Origin of the sequence: Sulfurimonas hydrogeniphila (assembly GCF_009068765.1) — a bacterium.
GTDB lineage: Bacteria > Campylobacterota > Campylobacteria > Campylobacterales > Sulfurimonadaceae > Sulfurimonas > Sulfurimonas hydrogeniphila.
This window is the reverse complement of record NZ_CP035534.1, coordinates 1,620,194-1,634,623: the sequence shown is the minus strand read 5'-3', so window position 1 is coordinate 1,634,623 and position 14,430 is coordinate 1,620,194. Positions and strand designations below refer to the sequence as shown.

The window sequence follows — 14,430 nt, the reverse complement described above, 5'->3', positions numbered from 1 at the left end:
TTGAGAAACAAAAAAAACAGATCTTCGGTTGGCGGATTTTTTATAACGGCCCTTCTTATAGGCGCAGGAGCATATGTCTATTTTTCTGCAATGTTTGAAAGAAATGCCCCTGTAATTACACTGCAGACAAATGGTTACTGGAATCTCAAGAAGCCATTGCCGTTACAGATAGAAGATGAGAGCGGTATTAAATCATATAAAGTTATTTTACGAACCAAAAATGGTGAGAGTGAGTTGTTATACAATCAACTGCTGTATCCCGAAAAAGCAGTTAGTTTGAAATTGGAACCGCCAAGAGGTGCTTCAGCAATCAAAGACAAAAATATTGAAATTATTGTACAGGCACAGGATGCGAGTAAATGGAATTTTTTAAATGGCAATACGGCGGTAAAATCTTTTAAACTGAGAATTGACAAAAAAAGACCGCAGGTAAACATTGTGAACAATTCGTATAAAATATCCCGGGGAGGTGCGGCCCTTGTGATTTTTAAAGCGGAAGATGAAAACTTAAAAGAGTTGTACATAAAATCAAATCACAATAAACATTTTAAGGTAGAACCTTTTTATAAAGAGGGATATTATATAGCTTTGCTTGCCTGGCCTGTGCAGGATGAAGGTTTCAAAGCAACAGTTGTAGCAAAAGATTCTGCGGGAAATGTAAGAAAAACCTATGTTCCGCTTTATTTGAAAAACAAAACATACAGGCTTTCAAAAATTACAATTTCCGATAAGTTTTTAAACGGAAAAATTGCCGAACTGGCTGAAGAATTTGATGAGACTCAGGGAGTAGAGGATCCTCTGGAAAGATTTAAAATTATTAATGAAAATATACGAGAAAAAAATGAGGCGTTGATACATAAACTCACGTCAGATGTTCCACAGGAAATGATCAGTGATTTTAAAATTAAAAAAATGTATCCTTTGAAAAACGGAAAGGTTGTGGCATACTTTGGAGATCATAGAAAATACTACTATAAAGGTCGGTTTATCAGCGAAGCCTACCATTTGGGTTTAGATATGGCCAGTCATGCAATGGCTCCTGTACGTACTCAAAACGGCGGGAATGTAGTATTTGCAGATTATAACGGACTGTATGGGAATTCACCTGTTATTGCACACGGATTGGGGCTTTATACTCTCTACGGACACTGCTCAAGTCTGGAGGTCTCCGCGGGTGATGAGGTAGCACCAAACAGTGTTATTGCAAAAACAGGAAAAACCGGTTATGCGATGGGAGATCATTTACATTTTGGTGTATTGGTGCAAGGTATAGAAGTCCGTCCTCAAGAGTGGATGGACAAAAAGTGGATAAAACTTAATATTAATGATATTATTAAGAGTGCTAAAAAAATCATTGACGGCAAATAAAGGATAACAGATGTATCAAACAACAATCAAAAAAAGTGTGGAGCTTGTCGGGATAGGCTTGCATAAAGGTTCTCCTGTGCGCTTACGATTAGAACCTTTGGAGTCAAACAGCGGTATTGTGTTCTATAGAAGTGATGTGGATGTTTCTATTCCCTTGGTTCCTGCGAATGTTGTTGATACGAAAATGGCGACAGTTATAGGCAAAGACAATTATGTTATTTCTACAATAGAACATCTTTTGTCCGCGGTATATGCATATGGCATTGACAATCTTCGTGTTGTTGTTGATGCGGATGAAGTACCCGTGATGGACGGGAGCAGTGCAAGTTTTTGTATGCTTTTGGATGAAGCGGGTATACAGGAACTCGATATTCCAAAAAAAGTAATGATGATTAAAAAAGAAGTAGAGATAAAAGAAGGGGAAAAATATGTAAAACTTTCTCCTTCTCCTGATTTGAACTATGACTTTACCATTAAATTTCCTCATCCTGTTATTCAGACACAGGCATATGTATTGAAATTTACCAAAGAAAGCTATAAAAATGAGATTGCCCGTGCAAGAACATTCGGATTTTTACATGAAGTACAGTACTTGCGTTCAAAAGGACTTGCTTTGGGAGGCTCACTGGAAAATGCAGTGGTTTTGGATGATAAAAAGATACTTAACCCTGAAGGTTTACGATTTAGTGATGAGTTTGTACGGCATAAAATTTTAGATGCAATTGGAGATATGAGTCTGATTGGAATGAATTTCATAGGAAATTACGAAGCATTGGCAGGAAGTCATGATCTCAATCATAAATTGACACTGGCTCTGCTTAAAGATGCCGACAATTATGAAGTGGTAGAACTTGTCGGTGAAAAAACCAGAGAGTTAGAAAAAGCCTATGCCTAAGGTTGATATTTTATGTATAGCATTGGGTTCACCGATTCTTATTGGTATATATGCAGAGAATAGACTTATAGAAACGATACAGAGCCATGAAAAAAGTTCGGATGCCCTGCCTTTAATCTATAAAGAGATATTTGACAAATATAGTGTGAAAAAACTTTTGTATGCCAATGGACCGGGAAGTTTTATGTCCATCAAAGTAGCCTATATATTTCTAAAATCACTGAGTATATTAAAAAAAATACCGCTTTTTGCAACAGATGCTTTTTATTTTAATAAAAATCAGCCTATCAAAGCGATTGGAAAGCTATATTTTGTTAAAATTAACCAAGAGATAAAAACTCAAAAAATAGAAACAGCACCGCAGGCAGATTTTATATTGCCGGATGTGTTGGATTATAAAGAGTTTAGCACAAATACAGCGCCCCTTTATATGATAGGTGCAGTTGGATAGGATAATCAGTGACAATAAGTGTACCGGCAACATCTGCAAACCTCGGACCAGGTTTTGATACTCTGGGTTTGGCAGTAGATTTGAGAAACAGAGTTGAGTTTCATCTCTCAAAATTTTTCAGTGTGAGTATAAAAGGTGAGGGTGAAAACAACCCGAGACTCAAAGGAAACAATCTTTTTATCAGTATTTTTAATGATCATTATTCAAGATTGACAAAAAACAAACAAAATTTCAAATTTACATTTTACAATCAAATTCCAATGTCCCGTGGACTTGGAAGTTCTTCTGCTGTCATAGTGTCAGCGATTGCTTCTGCGCATGAAGCGGCAGGTATAAGGGTTTCAAAACGCCGTATATTAAATCATGCACTTGTGTATGAGTCGCACCCTGACAATATAACACCTGCTGTGATGGGTGGATTTAATGTTGCAACAGTTGAAAAAAACAAAGTGTTTTCTCAAAAAAAACATCTGCCGGATTATCTCAAAGCTGTAGTTGTCATTCCGAACAAGCAGATGAATACCTCAAAATCAAGGACCGTGCTTCCTAAATCCTATTCGAAAGAGAATGCGGTTTACAACCTTTCTCATGCAGCCTTGACTGTAGCTGCATTTTTTAATGAAGACTGGGAAATGCTGAAACTTGCAGCACAGGACAGATTTCATCAAAAAGCAAGAATGAAAACACTGCCGGAACTTTTTTCTGTACAAAAGGTAGCCTATGAAAGCGGAGCATTGATGAGTACACTTTCAGGGAGCGGTTCTACATTTTTTTCACTTGTTTATGATGAAGATTCTGCGATGATTGCCAACAGAATGAAGCAGAAATTTCCTGACTTTAATGTAAAAGTTTTGAATTTTGATAATGATGGGCTTATAATAGAGCGATAACTCTATTAAATAAAGTAAGATTTAGATATAATGGCAAAAAAATTTCATCAACCAACGAGAATGTGCGTTTCTTGCAGAATAAGAGAACCGCAATGTAATCTATTGAGACTGCAATGTTTTAATGGTGAATTGACAGCATTTGACGGGACGAAAAGAAGTTTTTATTTATGTCAAAGTTGTCTAAAAGAAGAGAAAAAACTTCTTCGAGCTTTAATGCGTCAATGCAAAAGCCCAGATAAAGATAAACTTATGAATAAATTAAAGGAGATCATCACTGATGATAGAAAAAGTTAGAGTACACGAAATTGCAAAAGAGCTGGGAATAGCTTCTAAAGATGTTTTAGAAAAAGCAAAAAAAATGGGTCTTGAAGTGAAATCTGCACAGAGTGTAGTAACAATGGAACAAGCAGAAAGTTTAGCAAATTACATAATGAATGGTGATGATACTGCTGAAGCGCAAAAACCAAAAGTTGTAAAAAAGACATCTAAAAAAGTTAATGATGATACTCCTGAAGAAACAAAAAAAGATGAACAAGAGAGACCTGTAGCACAAGAAGAAGCTGCAACCGAACAACAAAGTACAGCCAAAACCCAGACCGAAGTCCAAAAAGAAGCTGAAGTTGAAAAAGAGACAAAAGCTGAAAGTGCAGAAGAAAAAGAGAAAAGTGTTGAAGAGAAAACACTCAAAAAAGAAGAAGCACCGAAAAAAGAGGTGAAAAAAACGACATTAAAGGTTGTGTCGCCATCACTCAGACCTGCTATTAAAAAATCAGGTTTAAAGATTGTTAAAAAGAAAAAACCGAAAGTTGAAGAAACATACAGTATGCCTCAAAAACAGGCATCAGTATCTTCTTATGGAAAAATGAGCGCAGAAGCACTTGAAGAACTGGCTCGTAAAAAGAAATCTACTACAAAACAGGCACCGACATCAAAAAAAGACCAAGGAAAAAAACTTGATATTTTTGGCGGTTCATTGGCTGAAGTATCCATGGATATGGATGATCAGGTAACATTGTTGGATTTAAATGCAACAGAACGCGCTCCAATAGCTCCGGAAGAACCTAGAAAACCAAGAGCGCCGAAACCGGCCGGTAGAAATGCAAACAAAAAACAGGCACCGCGTGGAAGAAAAGTTTCTCGTGACAAAAGAAAAAAATATGCAAAAGCATCTCATGAAGAGGAAATTGTCACACATGTGGAAATTCCTGAAGATATTCGCGTCTATGAGTTTGCCGAAAAACTAAAACGTCCGATGTCAGACATTATAAAAGTCCTTTTTGATCTGGGTATGATGATGACGAAAAACGACTTTTTGGGCGCAGATGAAATTGAAATACTTTCTGAAGAGTTTGGCGTTGAAGTGACTGTCATTGATCCTAAAGATGAATTTAATTATGTTCAGGAAACTGATGAAGAGGATCCTAACGCTGTTGAAAGACCGCCTATTATAACAATTATGGGACATGTTGATCATGGTAAGACTTCATTGCTTGACTCTATACGAAAAGCAAAAGTAACGCAAGGTGAAGCCGGTGGAATTACACAGCATATAGGCGCCTATACGATTGAACAAAAAGGCAAAGCAATTACATTCATAGATACACCGGGACACGCTGCTTTTAGTTCTATGCGTCAACGCGGTACGGATATTACAGATATTGTTATTATTGTTGTTGCTGCTGATGACGGTGTGAAACCGCAAACACTTGAAGTCATAAAAATTGCCAAAGATTCAGGTGTACCGATTATTGTGGCTCTCAATAAAATGGATAAAGAGACGGCAAACCCTGATCTGGTAAAAGGTCAAATGGCTGAACACGGAATTTCTCCTGTTGACTGGGGCGGGGACGTAGAATTTGTTCCTGTATCTGCAAAAACAGGTATGGGCATTGATGATTTACTTGAAAACATTCTTCTGACTGCAGAGGTCTTAGAACTCAAAGCCAACCCTGAAGCACCGGCAAAAGCAGCAGTTGTTGAATCATCTCTGGAAAAAGGACGCGGTCCTGTTGCAACTGTAATTGTGCAAAACGGAACTTTAAAAGTCGGTAACAATGTAGTCTGTGGCAGTTCGTACGGTCGTGTAAAAGCTCTTATCAATGAGAACGGCAAACAGATTAAAGAGGTCGGACCATCACATACAGCAGTCGTTGTGGGTCTGAATGAAGTTCCTTCAGCCGGTGAAATTATGATGGCAATGAACAGCGATAAAGAAGCCAAAGAGTATGCACAGAAACGTTATGAATATGAGAGAAACAAAGAGCTTTCGAAATCAACGAAATCTACATTGGAAGATATGACTTCTATGATTGCAGAAGGCAAACTCAAATCTCTTAAAGTCGTTCTTAAAACGGATGTTCACGGTTCACTTGAAGCGATTAGAAGTTCATTGACAGAACTCAGAAATGACGAAGTGAAAATTGATGTTATTTCAAGCGGTGTCGGCGGTATTACAGAGAGTGATGTCGAACTGGTAAGCAACTCTGAGAACTGTGTGTTGTTAGGTTTTAATGTCCGTCCGACAGGTTCGGTAAAAGCACTTGCAAAACAGAGAAATGTAGATATCAGAACATACTCTATTATTTATCAGCTTCTTGATGATATGACTGGAATGCTTACAGGTATGATGGCACCGAAATTTACAGAAGAAAATACAGGTCAGGCAGAAGTAAAAGATGTCTTTAAATCACCAAAAGGGATGGTTGCAGGATGTCTTGTTGTGGACGGCAAACTGATTCGCGGCGGACTTGTGCGTGTTATTCGTGAAGGTGTTGTTGCATACGAGGGTGAGCTTGTATCACTCAAACGCTTTAAAGATGATGTTGAAGAAATCGGAAACGGTTATGAATGTGGTGTGATTATCTCTAACTATGATGATGTAAAAGTCGGTGATGTGATTGAAACATTCAAAAAAGTCGAACAAAAAGTATCCCTGTAAAGAAGACAAATGAATGAAGCACAGATAAAGCTGAAAAGAACGGAAGCTCTTTTAGCCGAACTTATCCCCGAAGCACTCAGCCAGCTCAATGACAACCGTTTACATGAACTCAGTGTCATTGAAGTGAAATGTTCCCGAGGAAGAAGCGACGCAAAAGTTTATATTGACCCGAGTAATTTCAGCGAAGAAGAAAAGAAAGCCTACCTGAAGCAGTTAAGAAAAGCCCGCCCTTTGGTAGAAGATTTTTGTTTGAAAGACCAGGGGTGGTACAGATGCCCAAAACTGGCATTTGAATTTGACGAACAGTTGAAAAAATCTCAAAATATTGAAGATTTGTTTAAAAAAATAGCCAAAGAGCATAAAGGAGAAGCATCATGAGTTTGCAAGGTGATATAGAATCCGTAGTCAAATCAGTAGATTTGGAACTTTATGACACGGTTGTTGTGAATGAAAATGATGAAACAATTTTCAGGGTAAGCGTCATTTCTTCCGAAATAGAAAACGGCAAACGCAAAGGGGTCAGTCTTGATGTCTGCGTAGAGTTAACACATTTAATTTCACCGTTGCTTGATGTCACTCCTCCTGTTTCCGGTGAATACAGATTAGAAGTGGGCAGTCCGGGAATTGAGCGAAAACTGACGACGCTTGAGCATTTTAAAAAATCTCTTGGTGAAAATGTTTCATTACTTTTAGATGAAAAAGAAAAACTCAAAGGGAAACTTGTCAAGGTTGAGGGAAGTAAAATCTTTATTGAAAAAGATGGAGAAATGCACGAAGTTGATTTTAATGCCATAAAAAAAGCAAAAACTTATTTTGAATGGAAATAGATCATAATTTTTATATGAGCCTCGCAATAAACGAGGCTTGGAAATACCAAGGATTAACCTATCCCAACCCTGCAGTCGGTTGCACTGTAAGAGGCGAACACGGTGAAATTTTAGCGGTTGAATCACATCATAAAGCGGGTGAGCCTCATGCTGAAGTAAACGCTCTTAAATCTGCATATTATAAACTTACTCAAAACAAAGCAATACTCAAACTTCACGACTCTGAAAAAATTCATAGCTTTTTACTCAAAAACCATAAAAATATTTTTAAAAACTGCTCTCTTTACTCTACCTTAGAGCCTTGTTCTCATGTAGGAAAAACACCCTCATGTGCAAATTTAATAGCACAGCTCGGTATCCAAAATATTTATATCGGGACAGAAGACATAAATGCCGTTGCAGCCAAAGGCAATGAACTTTTGGTAAACAGCGGTTTACATGTAAGCTTACATGTAGAAAAAAAAAGATGTGAAGATTTACTTTTCCCATTTTTACAATTTATAAATGAGCGATTTGTTTTTTTTAAATGGGCACAAAGGCTTAACGGCACAACAGATGGGGGAATTGTAAGTTCTGAGGCATCAAGAAAAAATGTCCATGCTATGCGTAATGTATGTGATCTGCTCGTCATCGGCGGCAATACGGTCCGCAGTGACAGACCGACACTTGATGCGAGACTTGTGAATGGAAAAGCACCTGATATTTTAATCCTTTCACGTGAAAAAGATTTTGACAGAACCATTCCTCTTTTTAGTGTGCCAAATCGAAAAGTAACTATAGCAAGTGATTTTTCAGTGCTCAAAAACTATAAAAATATTATGATAGAGGGAAGTGAAAAAATGTACGGACTCAGCCGTGATATTACTGATTATTATTTATGCTATCTTGCTCCTGGTTTTGGCGGAAAAGAAGGCTTTGGAAATATTGAAGATAAATTCGACATTTTAAATGCAGGCAAAGAAGCAGAAGATATAATACTGTGGATGAAAAGAAGGATATAAGTTTATGAGCATTTTAGACCAAAAAGGTGACGCAAAACAAGAAAAAATCGTCTCTATGTTTGATGACATCGCAGCAACGTATGATACAGCAAACCGCGTGATGAGCATGGGTGTTGACATTTCATGGCGTAAAAAAGCATGTGATCTGGCTTTTGAGTATTACGGCAAAAAAAGTATTGACAGGGTTGTTGATGTTGCCTGCGGAACGGGCGATATGATGGGTTACTGGAAGAAACAGTCGCAAAAATCTGGTGTCAATATCAGTGAATTTGTAGGTGTTGATCCATCCAACGGTATGGTCGATGTTGCCCGTAAAAAATTTCCTGATTTTTCCTATCATATTGCAAAAGCAACCCAAATTCCTCTTGAAGATGCAAGTGCAGATTTTTTAAGTATCACCTACGGTATTCGCAATGTTGTTGAGCGTCAAGAAGCATTTGATGAATTTAATCGTGTCCTTAAAAAAGAGGGACTTGTTGTCATTTTGGAATTTATGAAAGATGAGAACAAAAACATTCTTAAAAAAATCCGCGATATTTACATGCACAAAATTCTTCCCTATGTGGGCGGTGCAATTTCCAAAAATTTGGAAGCTTACACCTACTTACCGGACTCTATTGAGAATTTTGTAACCATACAGGGCATGCAAAAAGAACTGGAGAATGCAGGTTTTGAAATGCTCCACACCCAAAGTTTTTCCATGGATATCTCAACACTGCTCATTGCTCGTAAAAAGTAGTTACTATTAAAATCTAAACTTTTGTTTTAATGCCCTGAAGTTATGCAAATTTTTTGGAACCCGTACTTCAGTGCGGGCTTTGTATTTCTAAGTTACACTTTAACGTTTAAAACCTAAATTCCAAGGAAATATTAAGTTTTTTCTTACATTAATGGTAGTGAAACTTTTGTCTGGATCGTATATACAGTCATTTTATAGAGTTGTAAAATATAACAAAATATTGTACAATTTTATAAAGGATTGATTATGCAAGCTGTAAATTACTCTTATGCAAGGAATAATTTAAAATCTATTATTTCTGAGGTATGCCAAAAAGATGAAGAATGTCTCATCACAAGTAAAAATAATCAAAATGTGGTATTGATACCTCTTAATCATTATAATCAAATAAAAGAAGAGATTAAAAAATCACTTCAAAATATAAAAGATGGTGATTTATTTAGTGTAGATGAGGCATTTGAAAAAGTTTTTGTAAAATATGAAGATTAAAGTTTTATTTACTTCAAATGCAGTACATAAGCTTGATAAGATTGCAGATTATATTTATGAAAAAACCCAATCAAAGAAATTAACACGGAATTATTTAAAAAAATTACGTGAATTTCTTGCTTCTACATTACAAAATTTTCCAAAAGCAGGACGCCCTGCTGATGAAATCTATAAAAATACGAGAAAATTAGTTTATCAAAGTTATTCAATCATATATAGTTATGATGATGAAGAAGATCATATTGTTTATATATTGACACTTTACAGAGAAAACTTACCTTGAAAATGGAATATAATATGCATACACTCAGCGTTTCATCACTCAACGAACAGATAAAAACTGTTCTTGAAAGCACCTTTGAACGTGTTTTTGTCGAGGGTGAACTCTCTCGCATTACTTTTCACAACTCAGGACATATCTATTTTACACTCAAAGACAAAGACTCGGCTGTAAGCTGTGTGATGTTTCGGGGAAATGCTTCAAAGCTGAGATTTCGTCTTGAAGAGGGGATGAAGGTTATCATAGATGGAGCTGTGACACTCTATAAACCGCGCGGAAGTTACCAAATTAACTGTTTTTCCATTGAACCTGCCGGACAAGGGGCTTTGGCATTGGCATATGAACAGCTCAAACAAAAGCTCTCTGCGCAAGGCTATTTCGCTCCAGAGAGAAAAAAAGAACTTCCGAAATTTCCATCTCGCATTGCTCTGATTACTTCAGGGACCGGTGCAGCACTGCAAGATATGCTGCGCGTAGCAAATTCACGATACAGACTTTTGGAAATTGATGTCTATGATGTGCTTGTTCAAGGCGAAGGTGCTGCATTTTCTATAGTAAATGCTCTCAAAATCGCCGATACAAAAGGGTATGATATTATAGTCATAGGTCGCGGCGGCGGAAGTATTGAAGATTTGTGGGCATTTAATGAAGAAAGTGTTGCTGATGCTCTTTTTCATGCAAAAACACCGGTAGTCTCGGCTGTCGGGCATGAAATTGACTGGGTAATCAGTGATTTTGTGGCAGACCTGCGTGCGCCTACACCCAGTGCTGCTATGGAGATGATACTGCCTGACACCAATGAACTCTATCAGTATTTAGACTCTTTATCAACACAGTTAACCCAAAAAATAACCCATAAAGTATATAATCTACAGCAAGAACTGTTACATGTAAAGAACTCTTATCTCCAACATTCAGTGGAAAAAAAATTACAATATCGCGTTGATGAGATTAAAAAACTGCAAAAAGATTTTGCGCAGGCAATTACCTTTCGTCTGCAAAATTATAAAAAAGAAGTGGATTCATTACAGCAACGATTTCCGCAAACAATTCAGAGCGTGTTAAATATTGCGCAAAATCAACTTTTAAACCTGCAAAAAATGCTAGAATCCAATAATCCAAAATACAAAAACAAAAAAGGCTTTGCACAGATTGTAAAGGATTCACAGGTAGTGGATTTGTCTTCACTCAATGTAGATGATGTATTTGAAGCTCAGAGTGACACATACATAGTCAGTGCAAAAGTCTTAAAAAAGGAAAAAATCAGATGAATTATCCACAATTTTTTGATGCCGTACAAAGTATACCACTCAAAGACCCTTTGGCGCAGGTTTTAGGCGCTTTTGAAAACGGAGAATATGAAATAACATACTTAGAAGTTGTCAAAGCAGCAGGACACTCCTGTCCGACAGTTGCCGGTGCTTACATTATGGCAAGCGAGGCTTTAAAAGCTTTATATCCAAATCAGCGAGCCGTGCGCGGTACTATAAAAGTAGAGTTTAAAGAGTCTGTAGAAGAGGGCGTTGCCGGAGTGATAGGCAATGTTGTTTCGCATATTACAGGTGCAACGGAAAAAAGCGGATTTAAAGGATTAAACGGACAGTTTGCCCGCCATTCTTTGATGTTTTTCAATGCAAATATAGACGCATCTGCAAGATTTACAAGAGCAGATACGGGAAAAAGTGTAGATGTAAATTATAATCCTTCGACGGTACCGGCTTCACCGAATATGATGCCGTTAATGCAAAAATTGACAAGCGGAGCAGCCAGTTCTGAAGAAATCAAACATTTTGGTGAATTATGGCAAGAGAGAGTAAAAAGAATTTTTGAAAACTTAGAAGAAGTCGTCGAAGTTACGGAGTTGTAAACTCTGTAACTTATTTTAAAATCAGATCAGGGAAGTAGGTATTTAATATTACAGCCGTTGAGGCGGAGAGTTTTTTGAGAAGTTTGTCAAACTTGTCTTCTTTGTTCCATACAGGATGCAAAACACCGCTTAGCTTTGCCAAGGCGTTTTTTGCATCAAATTCGACCCCGATATTGTCAATGAGACCGACTTTTTTTGCCTGTGCTGCCGTAAATATATGGGCATTTGCATAGGTGTCTCTTTTGTTAAAATCCAAATGTCTTGCATCGGCAACATCTTTCGTAAACATATCATATGTTCCTTGAATGACCTTGTTTAACTCAGCGATTTCATACTTTTTCCATGGCCGGTCAGGTGTGCCTATCTGTTTGTAGCGTCCGGCTTTTACTACCTGTGTTTTGATACCGAGTTTTTGCATGATGCCGCTTAAATCGGCACCCTGCATAATCACACCGATGCTGCCTATCATACTGCCTGGGTTTGCTATGATTTTATCAGCCCATATACTTGCATAATAGCTTCCGCTTGCCATGGTGCTTTTGGCATAGGCTATGACAGGCTTTTGCTCTTTTAGTCTTTTGATGGCATACGCGATTTCGACAGAAGGTGAAACGGCACCACCGGGAGAATCGACAATGAACAAGACACCTTTTACAGCACTGTTGTTTGCGGCTTTATTTATTTTTTGTACAACTTCTCCGGCATCCATAATCGGACCGCTGAGATTGATTTTTTCCAAATTATAGTTTGTGAACTCTTTTTCACTTGCCGGAGCAAAAAGTAAAATCAAAATCAGCACAAAGAGCATGGCTTTGAAATGATTTTGGATATAGTTCATAATTGCTGCGATGGGAGAAAATATCTTTTTCAGTAATTCCATTTATTCATTTCCTTTTGCAAGTTTTCCGTTAATGAAAACTTTTGAGATATTATAGCGATGCAGTATTAAATGAATGGCTAACTCTTCATTTGGTTCGGCATCCAGGTCAAGAACAAGCATATCTGCATTTTTGCCTTCTAAAATTTCTCCCGTATTGAGTCCCAGTGCCTGGGCGGCATGGACGGTGACTCCTTTTATAAGTTGTTTTGCGAATTTCAAGAGAGGCGCATCACTGTGCATAAAAAGAGAAATTTTCATCTCTTCAAACAGATCAAGCTGATAGTTTGAGCTTAAACCGTCAGTCGCAACAATCCAGCGAATCTTTTTTTCATCTAGTTTTTTGATATTGAGTGTAGGATTGCCAAGGAGTCTGTTGGATATAGGGCAGTGAATGATAGTGTGATTCTGCTCGGCAATCTTTTCTAACTCTTCTTCGTTTGTTTTGACCGCATGTGTGAGCAGTGCTTCAAAACCATCAAAATAGTTCAAAAACTCTTTGGCATCACTGATGCTTTTGTCCTGTTTGAGCAGTGTTTTAAAAAATTCCTTAAAATCACCGCTGCTTGAATCAAGCCAGTTGCGTTCGGCTTCACTTTCCATAAAATGTGCCGTAAGTTTTAGATTTTCATTTTTAACAATCTCGAGAGCTTTTTGTATAAGAATCGGGTGAACAGAGTAGGGGGAATGAATGGCAACTGCAGGATAAAATCCTTCCCTTTGAACAGCTTTTGAGGCATCTAGCCGCGCAAGAAAATCACTAAAAAGAGCATCCGCCATCCCTGCCTGTGAACCGATAAGTTCATTGAAAAATACAACATTCTGTTGAGCGTTTATACATGCTTCAAGATCCATGGCATGAGAACTTATGGCACCAAAGGTTGTGATACCGCTTGTAAGCATGGCATCTATTGCTTTGTCCATACATGTAAGGTCACAGCCTGCGATAAGGTCTTCACGATTTTCTATAACACTGTAGAGCCAGTTTAAGAAATCACCGTAACTGAGCTGGTTTTTATTGGCAGAGAACTCTACATGTACATGAGCATTGATAAGGCCGGGCATAAGCAGAGAATTTTTTTGCAACTGTATGATTTCTGCTTCTGGAAATTTCTGCTCCAGTTCTTCTAAAACACCTATGCAGCGGATGGTTTTGTCAAATGCAATTGCCTTGTCTGCAAGGAGTATATCTGGTGTTAAAATATAATTGGGAACGAGTATTGTCATCTTTTTTTCTTTTTTCCAAATTATACACTTTTTTTAATATTAGTTTGGATAAAATAGTCCTTCAGAAGATAAATCATCATAATAAGGGTAAAAATGAAAATAGTAGTTATTCAAGGTCCAAATTTAAACATGCTCGGAATCCGTGAACAAAATATTTACGGTCCGATGAAGTTAGAGCAGATTCATGCACAGATGAAAGATGTAGCAACCCAAAACGGTGTGGAAATAGAATTTTTTCAAAGCAACCTCGAAGGTGAAATTGTAGATAAAATTCAGGAGTGCTACGGTGAAGCACAGGGATTGATTATCAATGCTGCTGCCTATACGCATACTTCTATTGCAATTCGTGATGCGATTTCTGCCGTAAGCCTGCCTACCATAGAAGTACATATCAGCAATATTCACCGACGTGAAGAATTTAGACAAAAAAATATGATTGCACCTGTCTGCACATCATCTGTTGTCGGTTTCGGACCTTTTGGCTACCATTTGGCTATGATGGGTATGCTTCAGATTATGAACGAAATCAAAGCGGCCCAAGAAGCGCAGGCGCAAGCACAGAAACAGGCCTAAGTCTTTAC

Annotated in this window: 17 protein-coding genes; 15 read left to right on the top strand and 2 right to left on the bottom strand. The window is 37.6% G+C overall.

Annotated elements, in window-relative coordinates; translation table 11 throughout:
- From pgp6 to ETP70_RS08500, 14 genes are all read left to right on the top strand, one after another.
- Nucleotides 1–1,368 (top strand): peptidoglycan metallopeptidase Pgp6, encoded by a 1,368-nt coding sequence (gene pgp6, locus ETP70_RS08565; RefSeq protein WP_151900796.1) that lies wholly within the window; start codon nucleotides 1–3, stop codon nucleotides 1,366–1,368.
- A 10-nt stretch (nucleotides 1,369–1,378) separates the two neighbouring features.
- Nucleotides 1,379–2,263, top strand: coding sequence for a UDP-3-O-acyl-N-acetylglucosamine deacetylase (lpxC, locus tag ETP70_RS08560; RefSeq protein WP_151900795.1), 885 nt, complete (start codon nucleotides 1,379–1,381; stop codon nucleotides 2,261–2,263).
- A complete protein-coding gene (locus ETP70_RS08555) occupies nucleotides 2,256–2,714 on the top strand; it encodes a hypothetical protein (protein WP_151900794.1) in 459 nt (152 codons plus the stop codon). Before lpxC ends, ETP70_RS08555 begins: the two co-directional genes overlap by 8 nt.
- A gap of 8 nt (nucleotides 2,715–2,722) precedes the next feature.
- A complete protein-coding gene (thrB, locus tag ETP70_RS08550; RefSeq protein ID WP_151900793.1) occupies nucleotides 2,723–3,604 on the top strand; it encodes a homoserine kinase in 882 nt (293 codons plus the stop codon).
- 30 nt (nucleotides 3,605–3,634) lie between these two features.
- A complete protein-coding gene (locus ETP70_RS12565) occupies nucleotides 3,635–3,898 on the top strand; it encodes a YlxR family protein (protein ID WP_151900792.1) in 264 nt (87 codons plus the stop codon).
- Nucleotides 3,882–6,542 (top strand): translation initiation factor IF-2, encoded by a 2,661-nt coding sequence (infB, locus tag ETP70_RS08540; RefSeq protein ID WP_151900791.1) that lies wholly within the window; start codon nucleotides 3,882–3,884, stop codon nucleotides 6,540–6,542. The genes ETP70_RS12565 and infB overlap by 17 nt, the downstream gene beginning before the upstream one ends.
- Nucleotides 6,543–6,551: 9 nt before the next feature.
- Nucleotides 6,552–6,920, top strand: coding sequence for a 30S ribosome-binding factor RbfA (rbfA, locus tag ETP70_RS08535; protein WP_151900790.1), 369 nt, complete (start codon nucleotides 6,552–6,554; stop codon nucleotides 6,918–6,920).
- Entirely contained in the window at nucleotides 6,917–7,369 is a 453-nt protein-coding gene (locus tag ETP70_RS08530) for an LSm family protein (protein WP_151900789.1), read from the top strand. The genes rbfA and ETP70_RS08530 overlap by 4 nt, the downstream gene beginning before the upstream one ends.
- Nucleotides 7,370–7,383: 14 nt before the next feature.
- Nucleotides 7,384–8,370: a bifunctional diaminohydroxyphosphoribosylaminopyrimidine deaminase/5-amino-6-(5-phosphoribosylamino)uracil reductase RibD gene (gene ribD, locus ETP70_RS08525; RefSeq protein ID WP_230973247.1), complete on the top strand. Its 987-nt coding sequence runs from the start codon at nucleotides 7,384–7,386 to the stop codon at nucleotides 8,368–8,370.
- Between the two features lie 4 nt (nucleotides 8,371–8,374).
- The gene (ubiE, locus tag ETP70_RS08520; RefSeq protein ID WP_151900787.1) at nucleotides 8,375–9,109 is read left to right on the top strand and encodes a bifunctional demethylmenaquinone methyltransferase/2-methoxy-6-polyprenyl-1,4-benzoquinol methylase UbiE; all 735 of its coding nucleotides are present in this window, start codon (nucleotides 8,375–8,377) and stop codon (nucleotides 9,107–9,109) included.
- A 246-nt stretch (nucleotides 9,110–9,355) separates the two neighbouring features.
- A complete protein-coding gene (locus tag ETP70_RS08515) occupies nucleotides 9,356–9,598 on the top strand; it encodes a type II toxin-antitoxin system Phd/YefM family antitoxin (protein WP_151900786.1) in 243 nt (80 codons plus the stop codon).
- Nucleotides 9,588–9,881, top strand: a complete 294-nt coding sequence (locus tag ETP70_RS08510; protein ID WP_151900785.1) for a type II toxin-antitoxin system RelE/ParE family toxin — start codon at nucleotides 9,588–9,590, stop codon at nucleotides 9,879–9,881. Before ETP70_RS08515 ends, ETP70_RS08510 begins: the two co-directional genes overlap by 11 nt.
- Nucleotides 9,882–9,895: 14 nt before the next feature.
- Nucleotides 9,896–11,149, top strand: coding sequence for an exodeoxyribonuclease VII large subunit (gene xseA / locus ETP70_RS08505; RefSeq protein ID WP_151901533.1), 1,254 nt, complete (start codon nucleotides 9,896–9,898; stop codon nucleotides 11,147–11,149).
- Nucleotides 11,146–11,745: an FmdE family protein gene (locus ETP70_RS08500; protein ID WP_151900784.1), complete on the top strand. Its 600-nt coding sequence runs from the start codon at nucleotides 11,146–11,148 to the stop codon at nucleotides 11,743–11,745. Before xseA ends, ETP70_RS08500 begins: the two co-directional genes overlap by 4 nt.
- Nucleotides 11,746–11,755: 10 nt before the next feature.
- Here the strand turns inward: ETP70_RS08500 and sppA are convergent, their stop codons facing one another.
- Both sppA and mqnF read right to left on the bottom strand, forming a co-directional pair.
- The gene (gene sppA / locus ETP70_RS08495; protein ID WP_151900783.1) at nucleotides 11,756–12,625 is read right to left on the bottom strand and encodes a signal peptide peptidase SppA; all 870 of its coding nucleotides are present in this window, start codon (nucleotides 12,623–12,625) and stop codon (nucleotides 11,756–11,758) included.
- Nucleotides 12,626–13,849, bottom strand: coding sequence for an aminofutalosine deaminase family hydrolase (gene mqnF, locus ETP70_RS08490; RefSeq protein ID WP_151900782.1), 1,224 nt, complete (start codon nucleotides 13,847–13,849; stop codon nucleotides 12,626–12,628).
- 93 nt (nucleotides 13,850–13,942) lie between these two features.
- Here mqnF and aroQ point away from each other — a divergent pair, with 93 nt between their 5' ends.
- The gene (gene aroQ, locus ETP70_RS08485) at nucleotides 13,943–14,422 is read left to right on the top strand and encodes a type II 3-dehydroquinate dehydratase (RefSeq protein ID WP_151900781.1); all 480 of its coding nucleotides are present in this window, start codon (nucleotides 13,943–13,945) and stop codon (nucleotides 14,420–14,422) included.
- The last annotated feature ends 8 nt before the right edge of the window (nucleotides 14,423–14,430 follow it).

Excerpts from the sequence above, each read along its gene's own strand:
- rbfA (WP_151900790.1), top strand. The coding sequence starts at position 6,552 with ATGAATGAAGCACAGATAAAGCTGAAAAGAACGGAAGCTCTTTTAGCC.
- ETP70_RS08500 (WP_151900784.1), top strand. The coding sequence starts at position 11,146 with ATGAATTATCCACAATTTTTTGATGCCGTACAAAGTATACCACTCAAA.
- mqnF (WP_151900782.1), bottom strand. The coding sequence starts at position 13,849 with ATGACAATACTCGTTCCCAATTATATTTTAACACCAGATATACTCCTT.
- lpxC (WP_151900795.1), top strand. The coding sequence starts at position 1,379 with ATGTATCAAACAACAATCAAAAAAAGTGTGGAGCTTGTCGGGATAGGC.
- ETP70_RS08510 (WP_151900785.1), top strand. The coding sequence starts at position 9,588 with ATGAAGATTAAAGTTTTATTTACTTCAAATGCAGTACATAAGCTTGAT.
- ETP70_RS08555 (WP_151900794.1), top strand. The coding sequence starts at position 2,256 with ATGCCTAAGGTTGATATTTTATGTATAGCATTGGGTTCACCGATTCTT.
- ETP70_RS08530 (WP_151900789.1), top strand. The coding sequence starts at position 6,917 with ATGAGTTTGCAAGGTGATATAGAATCCGTAGTCAAATCAGTAGATTTG.
- ETP70_RS12565 (WP_151900792.1), top strand. The coding sequence starts at position 3,635 with ATGGCAAAAAAATTTCATCAACCAACGAGAATGTGCGTTTCTTGCAGA.
- ETP70_RS08515 (WP_151900786.1), top strand. The coding sequence starts at position 9,356 with ATGCAAGCTGTAAATTACTCTTATGCAAGGAATAATTTAAAATCTATT.
- infB (WP_151900791.1), top strand. The coding sequence starts at position 3,882 with ATGATAGAAAAAGTTAGAGTACACGAAATTGCAAAAGAGCTGGGAATA.
- sppA (WP_151900783.1), bottom strand. The coding sequence starts at position 12,625 with ATGGAATTACTGAAAAAGATATTTTCTCCCATCGCAGCAATTATGAAC.
- ribD (WP_230973247.1), top strand. The coding sequence starts at position 7,384 with ATGAGCCTCGCAATAAACGAGGCTTGGAAATACCAAGGATTAACCTAT.
- aroQ (WP_151900781.1), top strand. The coding sequence starts at position 13,943 with ATGAAAATAGTAGTTATTCAAGGTCCAAATTTAAACATGCTCGGAATC.
- ubiE (WP_151900787.1), top strand. The coding sequence starts at position 8,375 with ATGAGCATTTTAGACCAAAAAGGTGACGCAAAACAAGAAAAAATCGTC.
- xseA (WP_151901533.1), top strand. The coding sequence starts at position 9,896 with ATGCATACACTCAGCGTTTCATCACTCAACGAACAGATAAAAACTGTT.